The organism is Pedobacter xixiisoli, assembly GCF_900215335.1.
GTDB classification, from domain to species: domain Bacteria; phylum Bacteroidota; class Bacteroidia; order Sphingobacteriales; family Sphingobacteriaceae; genus Pedobacter; species Pedobacter xixiisoli.
This window is the reverse complement of record NZ_OCMT01000001.1, coordinates 792,925-812,844: the sequence shown is the minus strand read 5'-3', so window position 1 is coordinate 812,844 and position 19,920 is coordinate 792,925. Positions and strand designations below refer to the sequence as shown.

Annotated in this window: 15 protein-coding genes and 1 pseudogene; 10 read left to right on the top strand and 6 right to left on the bottom strand. The window is 40.2% G+C overall.

Annotated features, from left to right (window positions below):
- Window positions 1-144: 144 nt before the first annotated feature.
- Window positions 145-417, top strand: coding sequence for a hypothetical protein (locus CRO54_RS03230; RefSeq protein WP_138765735.1), 273 nt, complete (start codon window positions 145-147; stop codon window positions 415-417).
- A gap of 239 nt (window positions 418-656) precedes the next feature.
- Here the strand turns inward: CRO54_RS03230 and CRO54_RS03225 are convergent, their stop codons facing one another.
- The 5 genes from CRO54_RS03225 to CRO54_RS03205 form a co-directional block, all read right to left on the bottom strand.
- Window positions 657-3,692: a hypothetical protein gene (locus tag CRO54_RS03225; RefSeq protein ID WP_097128625.1), complete on the bottom strand. Its 3,036-nt coding sequence runs from the start codon at window positions 3,690-3,692 to the stop codon at window positions 657-659.
- 33 nt (window positions 3,693-3,725) lie between these two features.
- The gene (locus CRO54_RS03220; protein ID WP_097128622.1) at window positions 3,726-5,504 is read right to left on the bottom strand and encodes a hypothetical protein; all 1,779 of its coding nucleotides are present in this window, start codon (window positions 5,502-5,504) and stop codon (window positions 3,726-3,728) included.
- 61 nt (window positions 5,505-5,565) lie between these two features.
- Window positions 5,566-6,576 (bottom strand): hypothetical protein, encoded by a 1,011-nt coding sequence (locus tag CRO54_RS03215; protein WP_097128620.1) that lies wholly within the window; start codon window positions 6,574-6,576, stop codon window positions 5,566-5,568.
- 72 nt (window positions 6,577-6,648) lie between these two features.
- A complete protein-coding gene (locus CRO54_RS03210) occupies window positions 6,649-7,293 on the bottom strand; it encodes a response regulator (protein ID WP_097128617.1) in 645 nt (214 codons plus the stop codon).
- The gene (locus tag CRO54_RS03205; RefSeq protein ID WP_097128615.1) at window positions 7,286-9,310 is read right to left on the bottom strand and encodes a tetratricopeptide repeat-containing sensor histidine kinase; all 2,025 of its coding nucleotides are present in this window, start codon (window positions 9,308-9,310) and stop codon (window positions 7,286-7,288) included. The genes CRO54_RS03210 and CRO54_RS03205 overlap by 8 nt, the downstream gene beginning before the upstream one ends.
- An 874-nt stretch (window positions 9,311-10,184) precedes the next feature.
- Between CRO54_RS03205 and xth the strand changes: the two genes are divergently transcribed.
- A complete protein-coding gene (gene xth / locus CRO54_RS03190; RefSeq protein ID WP_097128606.1) occupies window positions 10,185-10,964 on the top strand; it encodes an exodeoxyribonuclease III in 780 nt (259 codons plus the stop codon).
- 412 nt (window positions 10,965-11,376) lie between these two features.
- On the opposite strand, the pseudogene CRO54_RS03180 reads toward xth, so the two are convergent.
- Window positions 11,377-12,615: pseudogene (locus CRO54_RS03180) on the bottom strand (conjugal transfer protein TraG); the annotation flags it as partial.
- A 77-nt stretch (window positions 12,616-12,692) separates the two neighbouring features.
- Between CRO54_RS03180 and CRO54_RS03175 the strand changes: the two are divergent.
- The 8 genes from CRO54_RS03175 to CRO54_RS03140 all read left to right on the top strand — a co-directional run bounded on the left by CRO54_RS03175 (window position 12,693) and on the right by CRO54_RS03140 (window position 19,551).
- Window positions 12,693-13,514: a recombinase family protein gene (locus CRO54_RS03175; RefSeq protein WP_097128604.1), complete on the top strand. Its 822-nt coding sequence runs from the start codon at window positions 12,693-12,695 to the stop codon at window positions 13,512-13,514.
- Window positions 13,515-13,651: 137 nt separating this feature from the next.
- Window positions 13,652-14,983: a site-specific integrase gene (locus tag CRO54_RS03170; RefSeq protein ID WP_097128602.1), complete on the top strand. Its 1,332-nt coding sequence runs from the start codon at window positions 13,652-13,654 to the stop codon at window positions 14,981-14,983.
- 3 nt (window positions 14,984-14,986) lie between these two features.
- Complete coding sequence (locus CRO54_RS03165; RefSeq protein WP_097128600.1) at window positions 14,987-15,691, top strand: hypothetical protein; 705 nt, start codon at window positions 14,987-14,989, stop codon at window positions 15,689-15,691.
- Window positions 15,692-15,790: 99 nt separating this feature from the next.
- Window positions 15,791-16,075 carry a helix-turn-helix domain-containing protein gene (locus tag CRO54_RS03160; RefSeq protein WP_097128598.1) on the top strand — a complete coding sequence of 95 codons (285 nt, stop codon included), beginning with the start codon at window positions 15,791-15,793 and terminating at the stop codon, window positions 16,073-16,075.
- Window positions 16,072-17,016, top strand: coding sequence for a hypothetical protein (locus tag CRO54_RS03155; RefSeq protein WP_097128596.1), 945 nt, complete (start codon window positions 16,072-16,074; stop codon window positions 17,014-17,016). The genes CRO54_RS03160 and CRO54_RS03155 overlap by 4 nt, the downstream gene beginning before the upstream one ends.
- A gap of 247 nt (window positions 17,017-17,263) precedes the next feature.
- Window positions 17,264-18,664: a hypothetical protein gene (locus tag CRO54_RS03150; protein ID WP_097128593.1), complete on the top strand. Its 1,401-nt coding sequence runs from the start codon at window positions 17,264-17,266 to the stop codon at window positions 18,662-18,664.
- Window positions 18,639-18,989, top strand: a complete 351-nt coding sequence (locus CRO54_RS03145) for an STAS-like domain-containing protein (RefSeq protein WP_240775000.1) — start codon at window positions 18,639-18,641, stop codon at window positions 18,987-18,989. Before CRO54_RS03150 ends, CRO54_RS03145 begins: the two co-directional genes overlap by 26 nt.
- Window positions 18,990-19,041: 52 nt before the next feature.
- Complete coding sequence (locus CRO54_RS03140; protein WP_138765734.1) at window positions 19,042-19,551, top strand: hypothetical protein; 510 nt, start codon at window positions 19,042-19,044, stop codon at window positions 19,549-19,551.
- Window positions 19,552-19,920: the final 369 nt, after the last annotated feature.

Below are 19,920 nucleotides of genomic sequence, written 5' to 3'. Positions count from 1 at the left end.
AACTCGAAGATCCTGTTAGGTGCTTCCCCAACTCCATGCCCCAGCCAGTTCAATCATCTGTTTTTACAGTTCAAAACTTAATTTAGATGAAGAATATCCTAAAGAATGCAACAGGGCATAGAAGTTGTATCAGCTGGATCGATAATGAAAATGATACCACTGACCCTCAAATTCCCGAAGCTGATCGACTACGCCCTGGCATTGGCCATCAGTTCCATACCTGGTTTTGCCGAAGCAGATGCGGAAACACGTTCCCTGTATCAGTCCGCGGCCAAGCATTTTATCGCAAGCGAACTGAAATCAAAAAGGAGATTAATCGACCAACACCTGAAATCGGCAGCCCGTATCATGCCAACCCATAACGCTACGGCGGCCCGAGCATCCGGATTTGTACGTTCCCATCTACACACGAATTAACGATAAAAAGCCTTCATTCCACCTGCGCTTCAAACAGGTGGACTAGGGATATCGATCTGCCGTCTGGGCAGCCAAATATCAAAGGATACCGAATATGATGGCGTGTAGAACGAGATTGGAACAACATTACCGACCAGCCTATTTAGGTTCGACGACCTTGATCAGTAATATCCGCTCATCGCCCCTGTTTCCCAGCCCAGCACTAATTGTAAACTTGCCGACTGTGTGCTTTCCCTAAACTATTTGCCAATTACAAGAACTTTCTGGTTGAAGCTACTTCCATCTTTAAACACAACCTTGATCAGATATGGTCCGTTAACCAACACCTGCGGTACTTTAGTCCTTTCCTGCTCCAATATAGCTTCCCCTACTTTCCTACCGTCCAAGCTGTACCAGTTGACCACTCCATTTTTACCTTCCAGGCCATTAACGTAAAGCCATTCGGTTACCGGATTTGGATAGATCTTTAGCAAGGTAGCAGTAACGGCGAATTTAACCGGCAAAATTTCACTGTGCTCGGCGCTGCCATCCAAGTCCATTTGTTTCAGACGATAGTAGTTGATCCCAGCCTGGGGATTTCTATCCAGTAGGGCATAACTATTTACTCCGTTGGAATTACCTTTCGCTTTTATGTCCCCAATAGGGAGAAAAAGATTTCCATCTGTGCTGCGCTCCACGATAAATCTATCACTGTTCAGTTCTAAGCTGGTTTCCCAAGTCAACAATACGCCGCCATTTTCCACATTAGCAGCAAATTTCGTGAGTTTTACGGGAAGTGTAATCGGCGTACTGCCTATACCTACCGCAAAATCGGAAAAACTGGTAATGCCCGTTAAGCCTACACTTACTACATTTGCTGTTCCGGTACCTATACTTGTAGGTACAATGGTATTCTCTCCCTGGAAAATCCAGGGACTGCTGCTATCCTGTCTTTTAATCAGTATATATCTCGAAGGATCGGCAACCGTATTGCTAGAGCCTTTTATGGAAGTTTCCAGACCATAAGTACCACCGGTAGGCTGCTGGTTGGGCGTAAGGGTAAGAAAACCACCGTTCAATACCGAGGATATTACCGAGCCTTTCACGCTGACACTTGGTGCTGTGCCTGTTGGTATGGTCGAGGCGTATTTTACCGAAAGCGAATTTGTACCCGACAAATTATTGGGCTTGAAGCTTAGCGATGCAGATTTTTCGCTGCTGCCGCTGCCTGTACCTACCGGAAAGATATAAGTGCCGTTGGCATTGACGGCCCTGGTTAGAGTACCGTTCACAAATGAACTGGCCGACAATCCCGAAACTGCATTTTCAGCGGGACTGCTTACCGTAACATCTCCAATGAATTTCGCACCGGCACCAATAAACCTTAATGCATTTACCGTAACGCCCGACATGGTAAGACTATTATCGAACGAAACCGTATTCGCTATTTTTCCTGTAAAATTGAATGTTGACGCCGAACCTTTGAAATAAAATTCTCCATTGCCTTTAACTTCGCTAGCACCGAAGAAATTGAATAGGAAACTGGCATTCTCTACCGTAAGTTTGCCATCATTGAATATCCGATCTGCCAAGGTCAGCAGGCCATAACCCGACGGCAATGTAACTTCAGCACCAACGGGGATATAAATCTGCCCAGCCTTTGACGATGAAGGTATATTGGCAGGCATATTTGCCGGGGTTCCGGAAAATACTGCCCGCATCGAATTTGTGGGAATACCATTAGTCCAGTTGGCCACATCGTTCCAATTGGTTGATAAACCTTTCCAGGTGGTGCTTTCTGGTATTGTCGAAACTTGGTCCAGATTTCCCTCTGCAATTAAAACATCTGTTTTTATACTTGCCCACGCCGGGAAACGGGTACCAAAATCTGTATCGATAAAATTTGGGATTAAAGTTGTGCTACCAATTGTAGTTTGCGTTTTGAAGCTTCCACCAAAGGCGAACTTATGATTGCCAAGGGCCATTGCCGAACCTGCCGGCAACCTGAATACGGTCAGGGGATTAAAATCTGCATCAACTTCCATGGCCGCATGGCCACTTGCATCAAAACTGATAAAATTATCCCCAGCCTTGAAAACGTTTCCATTGGCCGTTGCCGAAAACAAAACTTTGCGTCCGTTATCGGCAATCTGCATCTGTGTTGGATAGGCAGTCGCATTTACATAATTCGCTTTAGATTTGGCAATACTGCCCGAAGTATTCAATGTGATGATACCGCTCCATGCGTAAACTGCCGGTATGTAACTAAAGGCGGGTGGAGGTGCGATATTGGGTAGCGAAGAAAAAGGTGCAATGGAAGCTGCCACAGCTGGACTTTGACGGCTATATTGGTAATTGATATAGATTTCTCCACTTTGTGGGTCCACACCGTAAAAAGTAGGCGAAATATAAGCACTCGTATTCCATTTTTTGGCTCCGCTGCTGTTTAGCGAAATGATCCAATTTTTTAGGTTACCGTAGCCAGCATAGACGTAGGGTTCCTCATAAGGCAAGTTATCCCCATTGAACGACATCGTGCCTGTGGTAGCCACTTTAAATGTTAGGTTGCCGGCATCGTCCACAAATTGTCTGGGCATGCCATCCACAAGAATTCCCGCGGTTGATGTTCCCGCATTGGGAGAAGTCATTTCATAGTGCCAGATCTCTTCGCCTGCATTATCTAATTTCAATACCCGTGCGGCATAGACACTACCTCTAATCGTGTTTGACTTTAGAATGGCATAAATATCCCCATTATCCTTTACCTGCATGGCATACAGGTTCGGGCCGGCAACACCCGTGGTCCCGAACTCGATATCAGAGAAAGTATTCAGCTTCTTTACCGCACCAGGTTGTCCACTGGCATCGATTTTCAACAATTGCACACCGTAGGTGGGCGTAGTCAAACTGCCTATGTTCTGTGCCATACCCATTCCCAATCTTAATACGTACAAACTGCCATCGGCACCGATCCTCGCCCCGCCGTTGATTGCGGAAAGCTCTACAGATTTGAAACGGCGCAGCAGTGTCTGTGTTCCCGAAGCACTAATCTTACCGAACAGCAGATCCTGGTCTGGATAACTTCCGATTGCACCAGCATCATAATTTGTTCCCGCAAACTGGTATTTGCCCATCATCCTGGCGAAGAAATAAAGGTCTGTACCTACGTAACGTAACTCCTCCACATCAGATCCCGCACCTCCAAAATTCATGGCCCTGTCCCCACCGTTGGCAAATTGTGCCTTTGAAGCGATAGCTGTATTCAGCAGCATGACAATTAGTAAAAGTTTTTTCATCGTATTTTTATTAAATGTTAAATAGATTCGGGCTTATTGCAGATCCCACAATAAGCTATAATCGCCGTTCTGTACTTCAGCGGTTTTAATCTCTTGTAAACCTTTTCGGAAAACCGCAAGTAGATCTGATTGGCGGACGATCTCCTTAATGTCTGCGGCGGTGATGTTTTTTGGATACCTTACACCTTTACCAGAGATGGTTGCCGAGCAATATTTGGTACCGTAGAAAGCACCATTATTTTCACCCGTGATCTCGAAGGCCAGCTTTGGAACCATTACGGGCCTCCCTTTTTCAATGGCGATCTGTAGATCGAAAGTGAATTTCATCAAAGCATTTGCACCCGATTCCCTGATGATCTTAGCATCGGCGGAGTTCTCTCCAAAACCTTCGCTAATCGGAATGAATGCAGAAATTAGCTTGCTGTTTTTGTACGAGTGCGAAAAGCTCACGCTGGTCGTTTCATCATCTTTAGAAAATGCAGAGATATGCTGGTACGCGGGAGTTGCGGTAATCTGCTCGATCGGCAGCAAAGGTGCTTTCAGTTCGTGTTGCACAGCGCCTGTAAAATCGGTATAAAGAGAGGCTAACGCTGCCGCCCAAACATCATCGGGAACGTTTGGAAACTGCGCCCAGGTATGCGTGGTGGTAGTGGTAGTATATGTAGTTCCGCCAACGCTATATGAACTGGAAGATCTGCTCGATCTGCCATCGACGTAGGTCGTACCACGAATGGAGAACGACATTACGCCCAATTTCCTGATATGCTCGAACGGCCTGCTGGCAAACGCATGTGCCTTATAGAAATTGTAATCGACATTGCCATTGGCTAATTTATCCGTGCCTTTCACCGTTAAGCCTTTGTTCAGTTCAGGTTCTTTGGTTACCTCTATAGAACGTCCATCTTGGGTGATGGCCATGTAGCTGATCGGTCCGTAAACGCCAGAATTATTGGTTGTTTTTTTACTTTCAACCCTATCGATAGACAGGTAGCTGTTTTTGTAGCTTAGCATTGGCGTACTTCCCGGACCAATGTTTACATTTCTAAATGCCGCCGCCGGAATGGTAATTTTATTGCCGCCCTTAAAGTAGCCTAGATCGTAAAAGGTTTTCAGTCCCAAAATACTGATGGCAATTTTGGCATGCAGCTGCATATTTTCTGAGCCTGGCGCATGCTGCAATTCAATTACCGCATCTTTGGTCAGGTCTAAAGGGATATTATCGCCCTTTTGGCCATTAATTGCCACAATTTTGAATGGATATTTGGAAGGGTTGATGGTAAACGCAGTTTTCTGACCAGTTTTTGTGGTAACAGCGATGTTGGCCGGCCTGGTGTTATCCCTGTTAAAGGCGACATAGACCCCGGTACTCACATAATCAGCAGGCGTTCCGTCGACCGTAACTTCTCCATCTATTTTTGCCCAACCACTCTTGTTTTTTTGTGAAAAGAATACGGTATACAAGCTTCCGTTGGATATCCAACCGTTAAAAAACGACATGTCTACCGTTCCTAAGGCGGTAGGATATAGATTGCTGCTGGCCGCAACCATCGGCACAACCGCACCAAGGTCACCAGTTTTGACCATCATGCCCGTTGCGCCTGCCACCAGACCGCTCGAAGCTTTTGCCAGTTTGATTACAGCTTTGCTAAAAAAACTTCCACCAGATTTATCCTTGGTTTTGCTGGCCGTGTCTGCGACTTTTGCGGCGGTGTCTTTTTTACCGCCCACAAGTCCTTTTAACTTTCCGAATTGTGCATCAGCAGTTAAACTAAAAAGGATTAAAAACGATAGCATTACGTAGTTTTTTTTCATTGGAATATAATTTGGTTCTAGCGGTGATATAGCTGTTTTTTGACCATATGGTTTTGACGGATTAGTTCGCTAGCAAACCACCTCCGTACTCACCAGTAATTTTCCATTTTTTGGCGATGGTGCCTTTCTCTATATCAATATTCTGTACGTAGTAATAGTCGTTTTTGGTAGCATAGCGTTGTTTGTCTACATCTACACCATAGCCTACTGAAATATTGGTGTTTCCGTTGGCCAATGCGATGGACAATTGTGGGGGAAACTGGACAGCTCCCTCTCCTGTAGTTGGAAAAGTATGGCTTAGCACTTTTTTAGCAATGTTGTCTCTTTTGGAAATATCGAGCACAAATACATCGTAAACCAAAGTGGAATAATCAGCAGAGATAACATACACCAGTGTGTTACCATCATCGGAAATAGCACTTGCCCTAAGCAGACCATTCACTTTCGCAATGTTAAAACTGCTGGCTTCGTCCCATGTGCCGTTCTTAAATTTTAGCACGTAAGAGCTAAAAGATGGCTTTGTGCCAGAGTAATCTTCTGCAGTAGAAATAAACGTAGAGCCACCGCTCGCTGCAATGCTAGGGCGTGGCAAAATGATTGAATTGTCGTTGCTGCCATCTTCCGACATGGTTCTAATTGTCGTTACAGGTTTCGAAGAACTGTAGTCGACAATTGAGTACAAGATCTTATCGCCAAACCCGCCCAAAAAGCTAATGCTAGCGGTTGATGGAAGCGATTTCAGAACTTTCTTATTGCTGCCGTCCGCATTAGCAACCTTAATTTGCATGGCACCACCCGCAGTTTTGTAGCCGTAAACAAACTTTTTGTTGTTGCTAAACGTGATTGCGTTAATGTAGTTATTACCCGATTTTTCGTCTTCGTCAACCAGAGCCTTCAGGCCTTCGCCTTCCAGATCGCTGCTGTAAACCCTGAAAGTATCTACAAAAAATACGAGATTGCTTTCCAGTCTGTTTTCGGGTGCTGTACTATCATTTTTCCTACAACCTGTAAGAATGGTTATGGATGCGAAAAATGCTGCCACTAGGGCTTGGTAAATTTTGTGGGTTTTCATATTGCTAATTTTATTGCAATACAAATTTTACCTTTTAGGTGGCCGTAATCAATAAGATGAAATACCTATATCTTAGAAAACACCGTTATTTTTTGCCTTTTGGATAGCTTCTAATTTATTGTGGACCTGCAGTTTACCATAGATGTTTTCGATGTGCTTCCTTATGGTGCTGACAGATAGGAAAAGGTTGTCGGCAATGGCACTATACTTTAAGCCTTTGCTCAGCAAATCCAACACCTCTACCTCCCTTGCAGTAAGGGCAAAATCCCGAGGTTTGGAGATGTTTTTAAAAGCCTGGGGCTCCCGCAGTAACTTTAAGGTTTTAGCAGCAATTGACGGTGTCATTGCCGCACCGCCCTGCATCGTTTCAGAAATGCCTCTACAGAGTTCCTGGTGAGAAACATCTTTCAGGAAATAGCCATCAGCTCCCGCTTTTATCGCGTTGAAGATATTTTCATCGTTATCAAAAACCGTGAGCATGATCACCTTGATGAGCGGGAACCTAGCTTTTATTGCCAGCACCGTTTCTATGCCGTTCATTTTGGGCATCTCAATGTCCATTAAGATCAGGTCTACCCTATCGGCTTCCAGTTTTTCAAGTGCTTCTATACCGTTGCTTGCACAGAACTTGATCTTTAGATCGGCTTCCAGCGAAAGCTTTTCCCGAATGGCCCGCTGCAGGAAAATATTATCTTCTACAATCGCAATTTTAAGCATTTAGGTTTCCTTTAAGCGTGATGTGTATCTGGGTTCCTTCGCCAACTTTTGATTTCAGGACAAACTCTCCACCAATGTCTTCAATGCGTTTTCGCATGTTGTAAAGCCCGTTTCCGCCTATGTTATTTTGGGGGTTAAATCCACTTCCATCATCAATAATAGATATGGCCAGACCAGCATCTTCAACTTTGGTGTTGATGCTGATTTGGGTAGCCTCGGCATATTTTATGGCATTGTTTACCGCTTCCTGAATGGTCCTATAAAGATTGATTCCCTGCACCGACGAAAACCTGATGCTTTCCAACTGTTCATCTGCTTCGAATTTAAACTGGATATTTTCTTTCGCCGTTTGCGCTTTATCTATATAATCCAAAATTCTCAGACGTAGATCTTCGAAAGTAAATTCATCACTATTCAAGGCCCAAACGGTATCCCTTAGTTCAACAATGGCATCCTTTGTAAAAGTGGAAATGTTATTTATCCTATCGTTTATCGCTTCATTTTTGGCATCCGACATCAACTTCAGGGTCTCCATAAAGGAGTTGATAAAGGTCAACTGCGAACCAATGTTATCGTGCAGGTTCCGTGAAATATCCAAACGCTGCTCATTGAGCCTGTTTTCCCCATCAATTTTAAGGATCGCTGTTTTGAGCGTATGTTTCTGTTGCTGTTGTCTGTAGCTATATAAGCTTGCGGCAAGAGTTGATAGCGCTATTCCCGCTATGCCAAAAAGCCATAAATTTCTGGTACGTGCTTCGTTCTCTTTCTTTGCTAAAAGTAACTTGCTTTTGTTCAGCTGATTTTCCTTTTCCTCCGTTTCGTATTTCGTTTTAAGTTCGTTTATCTGTTTTAGACTGGTAGCGCTAAGCGCACTATCTTTATATTTTTCAAACTGCTCAAAGACCGCACTGCCTTCATCTGCCTTGCCCATTTTTATATAGAGATTGACCTGCATGCGTTTGATGCCTTCCATCTCACCTACCATATTTTGTTTTTTTACAATGTTCTCGGCCGCCAGCAGATCATTTTCGGCCTGTTTGTACTTTTTTTGCAGCACGTAAAGACTGTGCCTATTTACCAGTTGTGAAAGTTCTGTGTAGGCATCGTCCGTGCCCTTGTAAACATCAATAGCTCTATTCAGCCAAGCTATGGCCTGCTCAACCTTGTTTTCTTTCTGGGCAATGGCAGACAAGTCCTCATAGGCATGACGCAAGGCTCTCTTATCTCCATATTTTCCAGCTATCGGCAGTACCTGGGAAAGGTAGTTTTTCGCTCCATTGTAATTTCCCAACCCAGTCAATGCCTTTGCGATGTTTATTCTATCGATAGCCATAGCATAGGCATTGTTTCTACGGTCGGATATTCGAAGAGATTTTTTATTGTACTCGATAGATTCCACGAACTTGTCGGTGTATAGGTACATCGTGCCAATGGTAGCATACGAATAGGCCAAATCCTCGTCATTCTTTAATCCTTCCCGTATTTTTAAGGACTTAAAGGCATATGCTAATGCAGGCTGATACTTTTGCTGCTTAAAAAATGTGATACTTATGTTCATCATTGCTTTGGCTGCTCCAGCTTTGTCTTTTAAAGTTTCATAGATCCTAATGGCAGCCAGGTAACTATCTTCGGATTTTTTCATCTGCCCCGTACTGTCGTATATATTGCCGAGATTATTGTACATATGGGCAGTACCAGCGGTATCATCCGTTTTTTTGTAGAATTCAAGTGCTTTTAAAATATATGCAAGTGATTCGGTATAATTGCTGGCCCTTCCGGCAAGCTCTCCACTTAACGAATGTATTTTGCCCATGCTATTTTCCAAATGATATCGCCCTGAAATCTGCAGCGCTCTTTTCAACAGCTGCTTGGTCTTTGGGATATCGGTGGTAATAGATTTTTGGGCGGCCGCTAACAAATTGTCTACTTCTTTTTGCGCACTGTTTATGGCATTATTTTTCTGGGCATAGCCTGATAGGCATAACAGGATCAGTACAATCGAAAAAGATAGTTTCATTAGCTAGTTCTGCGTTTAGTTGGTCTGGTTAATCTTGCTGGCCTAGGTCGGCAAGATTATATTCAAATATATATTTATTCCTCAAATCTCTAAAAGAAAGGTATTGATTTACATCAACTTATATGCAACAGGAGATTTTACCCTTTGCCGCAGTTAAATATGAACTTTTAAATCGTTCCCCTAAATAGGGAGAAATACCTATTTACGATCAGCGGTTGGCATGGTGCCTGAGCAAAACCTCTTCGTGCAATTGTTCAAACTCTCTCTCAAGTAGCTGGAGATTGTGCTGATGTTTTTTCTCGAGGTCCAACAATCGAAATACTTTTTTACGCAGGAAGGCACTACGCGATTTGTGATATTCGAATTCCTCTTTCTTTATAGACAGCTTTTTCTTCCTACGTCGTAGAAAGCTAACCAGTGCGGATACGGAAACGATGAGGGTCCACCAGATGAAAATGGCTACATGCATATCATTTAAAAAGTATTATAGTGACAAAATTCATCATAAACCCACTGCCATGGAATAAGTAGAAATAACTATTCCCTTTCAGGAACCTTCCATATTAGCACGTTCCCGAATTAGATCAAGGTGACGAGCAATAAAAATTGACTACAGCAGAACCATGGAAGGTATTTAAATGTTTATTTCAATAGATAACAATGTTACATGGAAAAAGAAAAAAGTAAAGACCCCTGCTGGAAAGGCTATGAAAAGGCAGGCACGAAAGAAAAGGACGGAAGAACTGTGCCCAACTGCATTCCCAGTCAAAACACAAAGACAAAACGCAATAAGTCCAGCTCCAAAAAGTAGTATGTCCATCAGTTGATGGGTACGGCATTAAATATTCACTCGAATACCTGTCAAAACATTGTAATGAAGATAGCAACCTATAACGTCAACGGAATAAATGGCAGGCTTCCCGTCCTGCTACGTTGGCTGGCCATGGCCCAGCCTGATATCGTGTGCCTACAGGAACTCAAGGCACCACAGGAAAAATTTCCGCTCGAGGCTATTGAAGAGGTGGGTTACCATGCCATTTGGCATGGGCAGAAAAGCTGGAACGGCATAGCCGTCCTATCGAAGGACCAGGATATGAGACAGATCAGCAATGTATTGGCTGGTGACCAGGACGATGGGCAGTCACGCTATCTGGAGGTTTTGGTACATGGATTGCTCATCTGCTGTCTTTACCTGCCCAATGGAAATCCCGCACCTGGGCCAAAATTCGATTATAAACTTCAATGGTTCAAAAGGCTACAGCAACATGCGGCCATGCTGCTGGAAAAAAAGCTGCCCGTGCTGCTTATCGGAGATTTTAACGTCATCCCCTCCGACCTGGATGTCTACAAGCCTGAGCGTTGGCTGGACGATGCACTGTTCAGGCCCGAAACCCGTAGGGCTTTCGAAAAATTACTTGACCAGGGATGGACCGATGCCATCCGTACACTTTATCCCAACGAAAAGATCTATACCTTTTGGGATTATTTCCGCAATGCCTACGGTAGGGATGCCGGGCTTAGGATCGACCATTTCCTGCTCAGCCCGACCATAAAGGACAGGTTGAGCACTGGGGGCGTAGACGGCCATGTACGCGGATGGGAAAAAACAAGCGACCATGCACCCGTATGGATTGAACTAAATGATGGGCCATGAAAGCGAGTGCAGGCATCCTTCTCTACCGTAGCGTTCAAAGAACCATAGAAGTTCTTCTGGTCCACCCGGGTGGCCCATTTTGGAAAAACAGGGACCTAGCTGCCTGGTCAATTCCCAAAGGGGAATTTGACATTAGCGAAAATCCCCTGCATGCCTCACCCTATGCCCGAATCTATGGGACAGCCTATGGATTCTATTCTTTTTCTGGATCCACAATAGCGTAGAACCTGTGTCCCTACCTCTCCTACACCCAGCTTCTGTCTGCTCTTTGCGCCATTAGAACTCCAGCGCATCCCTCGCATCAGATCGCTTTTTTATAGATCTTGATGGCCATTGTCCAAGTTATTGCTATATAGCAGCCCAAAAACAGCTGTGCACCCTGGATGCCTTGTCGTTTTGGACGAGGAAAAGGCTATAAAGATATGGCGCTATTTCTGCCGACATTGATGTCTTCACGACTGGTCTGAAGATGCCCATTTACCGAAAGCACAATATCCATCAATTCTTCCACCTCCCTTTTGATCTTCAGGTAATTTTCTTGGACATCGTGCTCGGTTACCTTCTTTACCACTGGAATGGATACGTAGCCCTGTTCCTCATCGGCAATGGCCCGGTGGTCATTCTGTATCTCGCTATGGAACATCTTCAGCTTGATCTTCTGTTCGGGATTGTCCGCCACGACCCCAACGAATTCACCCGATGATAACGTTGCGATCTTGCTTGCCGGAATAGCATAGTCCATCTGCGTGGACTTGGTCACAGAGGTATCCGAGGAATTAATGCTCATCGAATCCTTCTGCTGGGCAATCTTGCCAAAGTTCTCGGACAGCGTCTTGGCCGTAGTTCCCGTGACCTGTCCACTGATGATGTTGCCCACAACCCCTGTAATCACCTCGGACTATTATTGCCCACGCAGACAATTTTCGGTTCCTTTGGATTGTTGACATCGAGCGTAAAGTCATTTCCACTGAGCACATAGTACAGCTGTGGCGAGGCCAGCCTGGCCAATCCGATCTTGGCCGAGGCGATCTGCCCCTCCAACTGTGGCATAGCATCACTCTTGTAGGCGGAAATGAACGGATTCATCAGCACCTTGATCTCCTCTTGCGTTTCCAGTACAGCGAAAAGACGGTCATAATCAGACTGCATCAGTTCGATCACATGGGGTAGCGTACAATATCTGCCATCCTAGTATCTCTTCAGGTACCAGATGCAGGCCGTAAGGAAATTGATCGGGCTCTCTACAAAGAAATCCCCCTGTTTCTTGATCCAGTCCCGGTTGAGCCCCATCATGATGGTTCTAGAAGCCTCTGTGGCATCGGTAATATCCTGCATGTTCTCCGGATAGAGCGGGTTGCAGCGATGCGTCCGCTGTAGATCATCAAAGTTGATCACATAGAACTTCGGCGCAATGGCGTAGTTTCCCTGATACATCCGCAGTTTATTGCGTACCCGCGATCAACATTCCCCGAAAGGGATTGACCACGTTGATATAGCTGTCCCGATAGTCCTTCCCCAATCGATACCTTGCCGGAAGATTGATGGAGTACTCGTTCTCCAGCAGACGCTCTTCCTGCGGAAAAGTCTCGTTCTCCTCATTGAAGATATCCCTCTCCAACCTTTCCCTCAACAGCCTACTGAGCCTGCCTCCAAGCTGTCTCGCGACGAAAAAAAATTGCTAACTTTAATAGCAAGAATAATCGTCGAAATTTTTATCAAGGAGGAACTATGAATGCTTTAGGGTACATGCGATTAAGCTCAAGAGATCAATCTAAATCTCTTGAATACCAAGAATCTACCGTTAGGGAATATTGCAGGCGCAACAATCTTACGGTGCTGGATGTTTTCAAGGACAATGGCGAAAGCAGCTATACTTTTGACCGTCGAGATTATCTCGCCCTAGAGGCCTATCTAAATAAATATAAGGGCAAGATCCAATTTGTCATCGTACTAGACCATGACCGTTTCAGTCGAAACCTTCCAGAGGCATTGATGAAAATCGCCGAACTCGAGAAAAAACACGGTGAAACTTCTAAGGTGATGTTGCAAAAACCTGTCAAACTAAAGAACGAACGGCAGAAACAATTGAAGGCAGAACTGATAACCATTAACGAGAAGATCTACAAGCTAGAAGAAAGGCTTGTCAACGAGGAAATCGATGCGACTACCTACCAGACATGGTTCAAGAAGTTGCAGCAGGAAAAGAGGTTGACAGAAGCTAGTTTGAACACCGAGGAGAAACCAAGGATAAAATCGGAAAAGGATATTGTCGAAAAGCTGCTTCCCTACCTCAAAAACCTATTTTTAATCTATGACAAGAGCAACGTCATACAAAAACACACTTTAATCAGGGGAATGTTCAAAGATAATCTTGTATGGGATAGGGGTTTATTTCGAACAAATTTTATCGACCCAATACTTCAGGACAACATACTGAAAATCAACAAAAAAGGATTACTTTTCAACAAGCAATCCTTTCAAAAATTCGAAATAAATCTGATTAGTACCCCCAACAGGAACACGATTTCGAAATGCTTTAAGTTTATCTAAATATAATACTGAAAGCAAAAAACACCATTATTAGCGAAATAAAGCCTTTATACGTGTGTTAAAATAAATTTAAATAAAATAGGATTTAGAAAAAACTGTACCTAATATTGTACCTTTTAAATTAAATCGGGTACAGTATGGCTAAACCTAAATTCTATCTAGATACTGCTAAAAGTGCAAGAGATACACAAGCGATAAAAATGATGTACTCCTTTAACGGACAAAGGCTAAAGTACCATACACAAGTAAGCGTTAATGAAAAACACTTTCAGCCTAAATGCAATACTAGCACCAATATTAAGCCAGTCAAAACAATTGCACCCTACGGAGAGCAACATAATAAGCGGTTAGCAGATATTGCATTAGATGCTGTTAATATAGTAACCGCAGCCAAAGGAGATGAATTAACAGTAAAGTATGTTAGGGAGCAACTAGACCTAATCTATAAACCTAAGCCAGCTAAGCCAGACCCAACTCCAGAAATTAAGCATAATCTTATTACTTATTTGGAGCAAATAATTGCCGACAGCACTAGTGGCAAACGTTTAATCTCCAGCGGTAAAAGTGCAGGGAATAGATATACACGAAATACAATTAAAAATTATGGCATTACTGTATCAGCACTAAAAAGATACATGAAGCATAATAAAATAAATACTCTACATTTTGAGACAATAAACAAAGCTTTCTACGAAGATTTTAGGTTCTATTGCTACGACGTTGAAAAAAAAGAAGTAAGCACTTTTGCTGGATATGTAAAGGACATAAAAATGGCAATGAATGAAATTGGCTCCACAGCGTTTAAATCAAAAGATTTTGTTAAACCTAGCTACGAAGCAGATACAATTTATTTGACATTAGAACAGATTGATAAAATCGCCAGTTTAGATTTATCGGATTACAAAAAACATATAGATTTAAAAAAGGGAAATAGAGTAGAAAAATTGAGTTATGCCTCATTAGACAAGGTTAGAGACCTTTTCTTAATTGGATGCTATACAGGGTTACGCTTTAGTGATTTTAACACGTTAGAGCTTAAAAGCATTGAAAATAACTTTATCAACGTTAAGCAAGTCAAAACAGGGGGTAGAATAACTATTCCAATTATGAGCCGCTTGAGACCTGTTCTAAACAAGTATCTAAGCAACTTGCCTACTCTATCCAATCAAAAATTTAATGATTATATAAAGGAGGTAGCTAAACTTGCTGGTTTAACAGAAGAACGAAAAATAACTGATACTAGAGGCAACATCAAAAACGAAAGTTTTCACCCCCTATACAACCTAATTACTTCGCATTGCTGTCGACGTAGTTATGCCACCAATATGTTTAAAGCAGGTGTGCCGCCTATGCTAATAATGAGTGCCACAGGGCATAAAACAGAAACAAGTTTTTTGAAATACATTAGAGCGAATAATGAGGACAAAGCAAACTTATTGGCAGAAACGTTAAAGAAATTAGGGTTATAGATTATGGAAAAATACATATCCGTTATAGAAGATACATTAGATTTTTTTAAAGCTAAATTCCCGAACCACAATGAATTACTGGAAGCAGAATATATAAAAATTCCCGACGAAATTGTTAAGGAAATAATGGATATAAAAGACGATTTTAATGTAATAGGCGTAAATGCGATTATACCTCGCTTAAAATTAAGATTAGAAGATGCGATAAAAGAGTATGAATATAGTATTGAGTTTCATAGAAATTATAAAATTTCTACAAATCACGAAACAGAAATAGTGTTTCTATCAGTTTCAGCGTACTTTTTGTTAAAAAGAATGATGGAAGTAAGATGGCTCCCGATACTTATATCTGAATTGAGCAATCAAAAAACAATTATTGAACCCAAAAAAAATTACAAGATTTTAGAAGATGCTGTGATTTACGATAGAGCGTTTAAAAAGATAATAGAAATTTTAGTTAATGCTAATTTAATTGATAAGGAAACCTACATACTCATTGATAAACGAGCTTCCGCTAAAGGTCATTTCTATAGCACTATAATATCGTTGTTTGAAAAAGGCTATTTCAAACGAAGACCTACAACACATGAATATCGTGAAATCTGTCGGAATACATTTAAGGTGGAGATAAGCAAAGCAACAGCAGACAATCATAAAACAAGAGCTGCGGGTTTACCAAATATACCTCCCTTTACTAAAAATGATTAGAAAAATTAGAACTTATTCTAACTGTTCTAATCTCTCTAACCAAGATAATCAAGTATAATATATTACGATAATACATTTGCAATACAAATTTATAAGCAAATGGAAAATATCATTTTAACTTCAATCGATATTGATAGTTTAGAAAAAATCATTAAAAATAGTGTGGCCGCAGCAATTGCCTCATCAATCCCAGAAACTACTTCAAAAGACAATGAGCAAACCTTTTCAATATCGGAATTAGCGGAATATCTTAAAGTAACCAAAGCAACTATACACGCCTATAAAAAACGTGGTGTTTTCAAATTTTATCAAACTGGACGTACCGTATACTTTATAAAATCAGAAGTAGATGCAGCTTTAAAAATTGAAAATAACAAAAAATGATAGACTGGATAAAGCTAGAAACCATACACCCAAATCCAGAAGAGCTATTAGATAGATTTGACTTTATCAGACCTGTAAATATTTACACGGCAGATATAAAATCTAGGTTTGATGTTGCGGTTGACAAGGGACTAAAAATAACTTTATATACATCTGGTAGGCTACACATAACCGGAAGCTTACATAAATTTTGGAAAGGCAATAACTATACTAACTTTTCATACGCCGAACTTACCGACAGCATTAGGTGCCTGTGTGAAAAATTTGGTGTATCGGTGGAAAACTGGAAAGTTCTAAAAATGGAATACGGAGTTAATATTGAAACGGACTTTGCCCCTAAAGAGTTTTTAGAACGTCTCATTTGTCTAAAATATCAACCATTAGACAGAATAAAAAGCAAAATAAAAAAGTTTGGCTTTGAACACTATTTCACAGACTGGGGGATAAAATTATATGACAAAAGTGAACTGTGTAAATTACCTTTTAACCTTTTGAGAATAGAAAAAAAAGTTACAAAATCTAGGGCTTTAAATAAATTAAAAATATATAATTTGTCAGACCTAACTCTTACAAACTTAACTACTTTAGGACAAGACCTTTTAGACACGCTAAATCAAATCTTAGTCGATGACAAATCGATTGATTTAAAAGAACTTAAAACTCGTCAAAAAATTGCTTTAGCTAACTACCGGAATCCGAAATACTGGCCAATGCAAAGTAGACATGCAGCTCCTAAAGCTATTGAGCGTTTCAAATTACTTATGCGAAAATATGGTAATGAAAAATACTATGAAGAAGTCATTAACAGCGTACAAATCAAATGGAAAAACCTATGTAAAAACAACAAAGTTATAATAAGAGAATTAGACAGTAATTTAATTCAAATATCACAAAATTATAATTTACGAGCGACTACATTTGCAAACACCTTAATTCCGTAGCAAGAGGCTACAATTGTTCAATTTAGATGATAGATAGCAAGTGTTGTATTTCAGTTTAGTAGTATGTAGCGGTGAAGTCTGAGAAGTTAATTTAAAATTATCAATTTTTAGGGTTGCTAATCAAGCTACGACATAAAGTTTTAGTAAGCGTCTTCCAAAACCATGTTTATCGTTTTTTATTTTTATTATATTAGGCGTTTATATTTTTTAAATAAAAAGAGGCTTTAGACACCTCTTACAAATCTAAATGAAGCTCAAAAAATCAAACATTTATATCCAATTAAAACGCTATCGAAGAAGAAAAAAAAGCGAGAAAAAACGAGCAGCTAACAGGCATCGTGTTAATGCTAAAAGTATAGAGCTTAATAAGATACTTAAAAAGGACTTTTCTTACTATAATGTTCTAACTACATTTTTACCCAAAAATTTGAAATATTTAATTTTTGAGTGTGAAGATTCGCACATTTACATTGATAAGCTAGACTTTTCGCCATTATTATACAACCACCCTCTTTATGTTCCAAAAACATTTTCTTTGATTGATAAACCAGCTGAGAGTTACGAATTTGTAAGATTTGTAGTATCGGTTATGCTTTTACAGAAAAGTCATTTTGTCTCAATAGACTATACACATTGTGAGCATATCGGATTAGATGCCCAAATATACTTCGATGTGATTTTAAAAGACATAATTACCTTTTACAAACGGTGTCGAAGCTATGAGAAATTAATGCCTATAGTTAGGCAAGTAAAAGGTGATAATGTAACAAACGAGGACGTCAGAAAAATGTTATTTTCTGTCGGTTCTCCAGTTATACATGCAAATAATTTTATTAGATACGGTGATATAGAATCTTATAAACTCTGTATACATAACAGCTTAAGTAAAAACAGAAAAACAATTGGCAGAAAAGATGTCGATACTACAAATTTAGTTGACTATGTTTTAAATTGTCTTGGTCGTCTAAATAGAAAGCTATCAGGCGATAAAATAGAAGATTTATGTGTTGTTATAAGTGAAATACTAATTAATGCGGAAGAACATTCTTCACTTAACTACAGGTTCTCTATTGGTTATTTCGTAGAAAAAAATGATAATGAACAACATTTTGGAGTTTTCAGATTAGTGATAATGAATTTCGGGCAAAGCATTTACGAGAAGTTTAAAGACCCAAATTGCCTAAATTTAAACAGCATAGAAAAGATGAAAGCGCTATCGAAAAGATATAACAAGCGTAAACTATTTTCGAATAAAAACTTCGAGGAGCAGACGTTGTGGACTCTCTATTCATTACAAGAAGGAATCACAAGTACTGACCCGAAAATTTACAAGAAAAGAGGTAATGGCTCTATAAGATTTATTGATAGTTTTTTTAAACTTCGTGGCAGGGAAATATTAACAGATAATACTTCGAGACTAGGAATAATCTCTGGAAATACTGAAATTATTTTTGATGGCACTTACAATATTATAACAAAGAATGTCAGCGGAGAGCAATTTCAATACATGACTTTTAATAACGAAGGAGATATTACAAACAAACCTGACTCAAAATTCGTTAAATTTGTACCTCAATATTTTCCCGGCACGCTAATTTGTGCGGAGATTTTATTTAATGAAGATGATTTTGAAAACAACAATGGCTAGCAACAACACTATTGATTTAGAGGATTTCAGGACGCAAGGCTCAAAGGTTTTTACAGGGAGGGATAGAGGTCTTGATGTTAGAGAAAGAAGCATGATTGATGAAATTGAAGCGAATAATAGCGAAGTTATCGTTATTATACCGGACAATATATATTCAATAATCCCATCTTTCTTTGAAGAATTATTTTTAAATGTCGTAATTAAACTTGGACGTGATAAGTTCTTAGAAAAGTTCAAGTTTAAGTCTTTGGGAGAATATAAATATCAAAAGCCGCTTCATGAAGCAATTGAAAGAATTTTGAGAAATAACACGGCAATTGGATAACATGTCGTGTAAGGATATTATAACATCGTTAAAAACAATAGACAAGGAATTATTGAAAAGTAGCATCGACATTATACATAAGATTGCCACAATTGTTATTGCTGGATGCAGCTTATATTTTACCCGTTACATCTTTAAATATAACAGCCAAAGTCAGGCGGCGGATAAAGAAAAAGATAGAAATTTCCAATCTCTCAAGGTATTAGTTTTAGACCACAGCTTAAAACACCTTTATAGTTTCTTTGAGAACACAATACCCTTGCTAAATGAATTTAAGGCAGATAATATTTCGGACGAGCAAAAATCAATTATCAATGATAAAATTGCGGACGAGTTTATAAGCCTACGAATGAAGTTCGTAGATTTACTTCTAGCAGTTGACAACAGTCTTTACAATACTGTCTTAAGTAAATTAGACAATTTTCAACAACACATATCTGAGACTGTATTTGATAATGGAGTTAAATTGTCTCATGAACCCAAATTTGATGAATTGATTTTAGTCTTCCATACTAATTTAAAAACCGAAATTATAAGCACGTTATTTAAGTATAAAGGATAGTTATTCCTTCCTTTACACACTATTCTGCTAATGAGATAAATCTTTTTGAGATTATTGTTTATTGTACGTCTTGATTTTTAACCACCAACATTTAATTAGGTCTTATACGTAATTCAAAATTCAAGTTTTAATTAGGATTTGAGTTGCAAATTATTACGCTGCTAATTAAACATACGGGAATACCCAAATGGTTCTACAACGTAGTACCAGAAATAAAATGATTTTAAACCCTTGTTTATTTAAGTATTAGCTATTTGCCGCAAAGGGGGCATTTTATTGGCTTATCAATACATACTAAAAAACTAGAATTTTCAAACGCCAACATTTGTAAACAAATTAAACTCGTAGCGAGCGTTAAAAACTATTTAA